The 4,730-nt window shown below is 38.1% G+C and carries 7 protein-coding genes; all 7 read right to left on the reverse strand.

Features of this window, described 5'->3' with window-relative positions; genetic code table 11:
* Positions 1 to 1,153 (reverse strand): M23 family metallopeptidase (locus AB1397_03955; GenBank protein MEW6482135.1); only part of this gene is annotated, 1,153 nt, incomplete at its 3' end.
* 1 nt (position 1,154) lies between these two features.
* Positions 1,155 to 1,421 carry a hypothetical protein gene (locus AB1397_03960; protein MEW6482136.1) on the reverse strand — a complete coding sequence of 89 codons (267 nt, stop codon included), beginning with the start codon at positions 1,419 to 1,421 and terminating at the stop codon, positions 1,155 to 1,157.
* Between the two features lie 3 nt (positions 1,422 to 1,424).
* Positions 1,425 to 2,180 (reverse strand): hypothetical protein, encoded by a 756-nt coding sequence (locus AB1397_03965; GenBank protein ID MEW6482137.1) that lies wholly within the window; start codon positions 2,178 to 2,180, stop codon positions 1,425 to 1,427.
* A gap of 179 nt (positions 2,181 to 2,359) precedes the next feature.
* The gene (locus tag AB1397_03970; protein MEW6482138.1) at positions 2,360 to 2,569 is read right to left on the reverse strand and encodes a hypothetical protein; all 210 of its coding nucleotides are present in this window, start codon (positions 2,567 to 2,569) and stop codon (positions 2,360 to 2,362) included.
* A 12-nt stretch (positions 2,570 to 2,581) separates the two neighbouring features.
* Positions 2,582 to 3,037 (reverse strand): PIN domain-containing protein, encoded by a 456-nt coding sequence (locus tag AB1397_03975; protein ID MEW6482139.1) that lies wholly within the window; start codon positions 3,035 to 3,037, stop codon positions 2,582 to 2,584.
* Between the two features lie 158 nt (positions 3,038 to 3,195).
* Positions 3,196 to 3,432 carry a hypothetical protein gene (locus AB1397_03980; protein MEW6482140.1) on the reverse strand — a complete coding sequence of 79 codons (237 nt, stop codon included), beginning with the start codon at positions 3,430 to 3,432 and terminating at the stop codon, positions 3,196 to 3,198.
* A gap of 561 nt (positions 3,433 to 3,993) precedes the next feature.
* On the reverse strand, positions 3,994 to 4,730 hold a 737-nt coding region (locus AB1397_03985; GenBank protein ID MEW6482141.1), incomplete at its 5' end, for a FlgD immunoglobulin-like domain containing protein.

Below are 4,730 nucleotides of genomic sequence, written 5' to 3' on the forward strand. Positions count from 1 at the left end.
ATGGTCCATAGCAAAGGATAAAGTCATTCCATACATTCTCTACCTTCGTAGTCTTTGTTCCAGAAGTAATTCTTACCTTCTTTATCTGGGGTGGGGTGGTATCAACCCTAAAGTCAGAGGTAAAGGTCGCGATGTGGTCATTTACATCCCTTGCTTCAACAAAAAGGGAGTGGGTTCCCTCGGGTAAGGAAGAAAAATTATAAGAGGCGATAAACCGATCAAGACCATTAGAGATAGGTTCAACATAGACATTTCCTGTTTTGTCAACCGTAAGGGTGGTTCTGTTTTCCCCTGGTCTTCCACCATAATTGTAGGTTGGATTGGTTTCTAGGTTAATTGCTTGATTTGGGTCTTTGTGCTTGTAAATAGCTAGATTAACCTTATCCAAATCAAGCCCTTGGGTAGAATCTATCTTTACCTTTATTACATCTTCCTTTAGCTCCTTATTTTTGATCACATACCCATTCTTTGGCTGTTCTATTGTTATTGTAGGCAATTTATCTGGGGGATGAAGGAGATGATAGAGGGGGTTGTCAGAGGTATTGGTTTGTGGGTTATGATTTAGCGAAAGATGAAGGTGGGCAGGAAATCCACCCGATGTGCCAACCGGAGCAATAATTTCATTATCCTCAACACTACCTCTTGACCTGATTTCATTGCCAAATACATCATTGATGGTTTCTGTGCCAAGGATGACACGGCTTCCATTAAGTCGGTTGATACATAGAACCTTTATAGCTTGCCTTTGTCCCCGATTTGCCCATAAGATTATGATAGTTGTGGGTTGAGTACCTTGGACAGGATGGACCAATGTTGCTTTTGCCAATTCCCAATTGCCCGAGGTTCTTGGTAAGGGGCCACTACTAAAGATATGGAGATATTTCCAATCACCATGACTACCTTGTATTGTTATATAACAAACACCAAGGCTATCTGTTTCAATTGTTTTTATTACCCCACCCTCTACTGCCTTAATATCCGCACCATTAGGACCTCCATAGTCAATGCCTCGGTGAAACCATGTTCCTTTTGAAACTTTCCGAGGTCCATAATCAGAGGTGATTGGCCAATTCCAGGGTGGATTTAGCCATTGGCTAAACAAGGGTTGAATAAGGCAGATAATAAAGCATAAAGCAAGGTTTCTTATCTTCATTTTATTTTCCTCCTCCCAATAAGGGTTTTAGGTCTATATAAATTACTTTATTTTGTTTTAAACTTCCTACTTTTGCTATACCATCATTTCCAATTTCCCAAATGCCGTAATCTTCTTCCCCCACCCATTGCGTCTTGTTCTTTAAGTCAAAGAAGATTGTTCTAATGGGTTGATAAGGACCGAGATCTACCCGTGCAGCAAGATACCTTCCATTGCTAGAGATTCTTTCAATCTCAATATCACTTCCTCCCTTCTCTGGGTATCTCATTATCTATTTACCAAAGCTGTCATAGACATGGAGAACCTCTGGAGCAAGCTCTTCCCACTCACAGCCTTCAAGGGCAGATATAAAAGCTAGTTCTGCATTGTTAGAAACAGCAATTCCTTGGAATCCCCAGGGAGTGGGTTTTTCATATAGCTTCTTTCCTGAGGCATCGTATAAAATAATCTTTTTATCCTCAGATAAAACATCATATATCATTCCCCCCTCTCCTATTTCATCCTCATAAAGGAATAGTCTTTCTTCAAAAGCACTTTCCATAAGGGCATATTTGCTATTCGGTGAGATTATTGCTCCCTTTTTAATAATTTTTTCAAACTCCCTTTCTTCGTCTTTTATCTTCTTTTTGATTATTTCTCCCTCATACACTACTGGAATTTCTGTGGTTATCTTTTTCTTAAACCTTTTTTCTTCACAGATTAAGGGAATCTCTTTGATTGTTTTCCCTTTTTCATCAATAAACCTTAATCTGGGTGGCTTTGTCCTTGCATCAGGGTTTATCTTTACAGATATGCCTTTAGTTTTAGCCTCTGCTATAATCCTTTCTTTTTCCTCACCTGTTGCAAAGCATCTTTTTACCTCCCTCCCTTTTTTCACAAGGATTATCTCATCCTCTACGGTTTGTTCGTCAAGGACTATCCTTGCTCCTTTTGTCTCTGTCCCTTCTGCCTGGCCTAATCCTCCCAGCAAGGCTAATGTAATCAGGCAAGCCATCCCTTTGCTAATAAGCACTTTCTTTGTCTTCATCAGAGATCACCTCCATATTTAATCTTAATCCATTATATTAAGTTTTAATCCTTATTTCAAGGTTTTTCATTTTAAAATAACCCTGTGGATTTGACAGCCTGATGACCATCCTGCGGATGCTCACAGGCTTTGGAAAACCCTTTGGGTTTTCCACAAATCCACAGGACAACAGCAATATTTCAATCTTTCTTTGAAATAGGCTCAATTCTATAGCCTTTATCAGCTGGAATAAGTCTATAACCTTCGCTTCTTAAGAATTCTTCAGCCTCTTTGTGGGTTCTTTTAATCCTCTCTTTTACACTTAAGTTTTTGGTTTCTTCATACATCTCTCTCCGAATTTTATGAAGTTCTTTCATAAACTCGGGCTCTTTAGGCTTTGTTATCCTCATCTTCCTCACCTCCTATATTTCTTGAGGGGATACTATCTCAATTGTTTTGTATCCTTGCAAGATATTTACAGCATTAACCTCAAGTTTTGTCTTTCTCTTTACCATATGCTCAAAGTTCCAACTTACCAAAATATCTATCATATTCAAAGTAGCTATTGCTATATGAAGTGCATCTCCTTTGTCTCTTAAAGGAATAATTTTATACCTTACATACAAATCTGCCAGTTCTTCAGCTTCTTTTGTTCGTGAAAGAACAGTTATACCCTCAACTAAGGCTAATAGTTGTGTTCTCTTTAAAATTTCCCTTGTCCTTCGCAACTCACCAACTGTTATTTCTGAAACATAAACCTCATATTCCTTTATCTTCTTCTTGAAAAAATAGATTGTCTCTTTTTGAATATTAGGATCCCTTTTATCATAATATGCATTTGGAACCGATGTGTCTAAATACAAACTTTCCTTCCTCATCTTACTCTTATTTTATCAAATCCTTTATTCAAAATCAAGAATTTTTTCATCCTATAATAATCGTATAATATCCATATTTTATGCTTTAATTTTACCCCCTTCCCTTACTTTGCAACAAATTTCTTTGCCTTTTTCGTTTCTTTAAAGGTTAAATTTAACTATTGCTGTGAATATGACGTAAGGCTTGACCAACCCTTCGGGTTGCTCACATATTCACAAGTGCTACAACTATTCAATATCTCTTTATCTCTTCTTTTGTGACAAACTTGCCAATCTTTTTCTTTCTCTTCACATTTTTGAAGATAGTTCATCAGCTTTTGAAGGTCTTGTTCAGATTCTTGAAATAGTTGTTTTCGAGCCTGATGGACTTCTTCTACAATAGGATCTTCTCTCATCTCTCTTCACCTCCCTCTAAAAGCTCTTCTGGAGTGAGAATTATCGGCATTGGACGGTCTATCCTCTGATTTATCTTCATCAATTTTCTGATGACCTCACCATTTGCAATATGAAAACAGTTCCAAGTAATCAAGTAATCTATTTTGTAAGCAACAGCAAATGCTATATGGATCACATCTGGCTTTGCTTGATCAGGTAATTCTAATTCTTTTTCATATATTCCTGCAAGTAGTCTTACATCATCATTTATTCTAAGAACAGAAAGACCTTTTGCTTTTTCTTTTCTGCGAATGATAGCCTCAAGATCACCTCTGGCAATCTCTTCTAAGACTGCCTCTGAGATAAAGAGTCTAAACCTCTGTTTGGCAGTCTTCCACCATTCATTGGTAATCTGCTGATGTCCTGCTACTATCAGGTCTCTGCTTGGATGGGCAGCAAGATAGCTTATGATCGTTGTTTCGAGATAGACTTGTATTCATTATCTTGATCAACTCCTGAAATTATTCTATCAACCCAGAACACCTTTGTCAATCGTTCAGCTTAATCCTTACAGTTTACATCTATCTTACAACCATAGATTTGCAAGCAGAAAACTCTCCTGCTCTCAGTTGATAGAAATACAACCCATTCGCCAGTTTCTGCCCACTATCGTTTTTGCCATCCCAAAAGACAGCAGAACCCTGTTTTGCCTCAGTATATACTCCTGCCTTCCTTGGCCCAACATCTATGGCTCTCACCTTCTGGCCTACGATGTTGTAAATGCTAATTGATAATTGATCACTGTCAATTGCTAATTGAAAAGGAATCCAACATCCATCCCTTGCAGGATTAGGAAAACTTTGAAACAAAGCAGATACCTGTGGACTATGGACTATAGACTGTGGACTCTCTTTTGCAATCTGCGGATCAACAGTTCCCACACTCCATGATACCCCCTTTATCCCCTGAGCTATCTTAGTCAGTTCATAGGTTGTCAGGTCTAATACCCATAGGGTGTTGTAATATAAAAACCCCAATTTCTTTCCATCGGGAGAAAAGATTGGAGTTGTTCCATTTCTTATTACCTTTGTTTGGCCTCCTCCATCCTTATTCATTGTGTAGATGTTTCCTCCTGAATTATATGCTATTTTTTCTCCATCAGGAGAAAAGGTTAGTTCTATATCATCAATATCATTGTTGGTTAGTTGCCTAATGTTTGTTCCATCTTTGTTCATTAGGAATATCTCATAGGAAGAACCCTGTTTGGCAAAGGCTATCTCATTTCCTCTAGGTGAGAAGGATGGGTATTTTCCTTGGG

Source organism: bacterium (assembly GCA_040756715.1).
Lineage (GTDB): Bacteria > UBA9089 > UBA9088 > UBA9088 > UBA9088 > JBFLYE01.

Excerpts from the sequence above, each read along its gene's own strand:
- AB1397_03960 (MEW6482136.1), bottom strand. The coding sequence starts at position 1,421 with ATGAGATACCCAGAGAAGGGAGGAAGTGATATTGAGATTGAAAGAATC.
- AB1397_03965 (MEW6482137.1), bottom strand. The coding sequence starts at position 2,180 with ATGAAGACAAAGAAAGTGCTTATTAGCAAAGGGATGGCTTGCCTGATT.
- AB1397_03970 (MEW6482138.1), bottom strand. The coding sequence starts at position 2,569 with ATGAGGATAACAAAGCCTAAAGAGCCCGAGTTTATGAAAGAACTTCAT.
- AB1397_03975 (MEW6482139.1), bottom strand. The coding sequence starts at position 3,037 with ATGAGGAAGGAAAGTTTGTATTTAGACACATCGGTTCCAAATGCATAT.
- AB1397_03980 (MEW6482140.1), bottom strand. The coding sequence starts at position 3,432 with ATGAGAGAAGATCCTATTGTAGAAGAAGTCCATCAGGCTCGAAAACAA.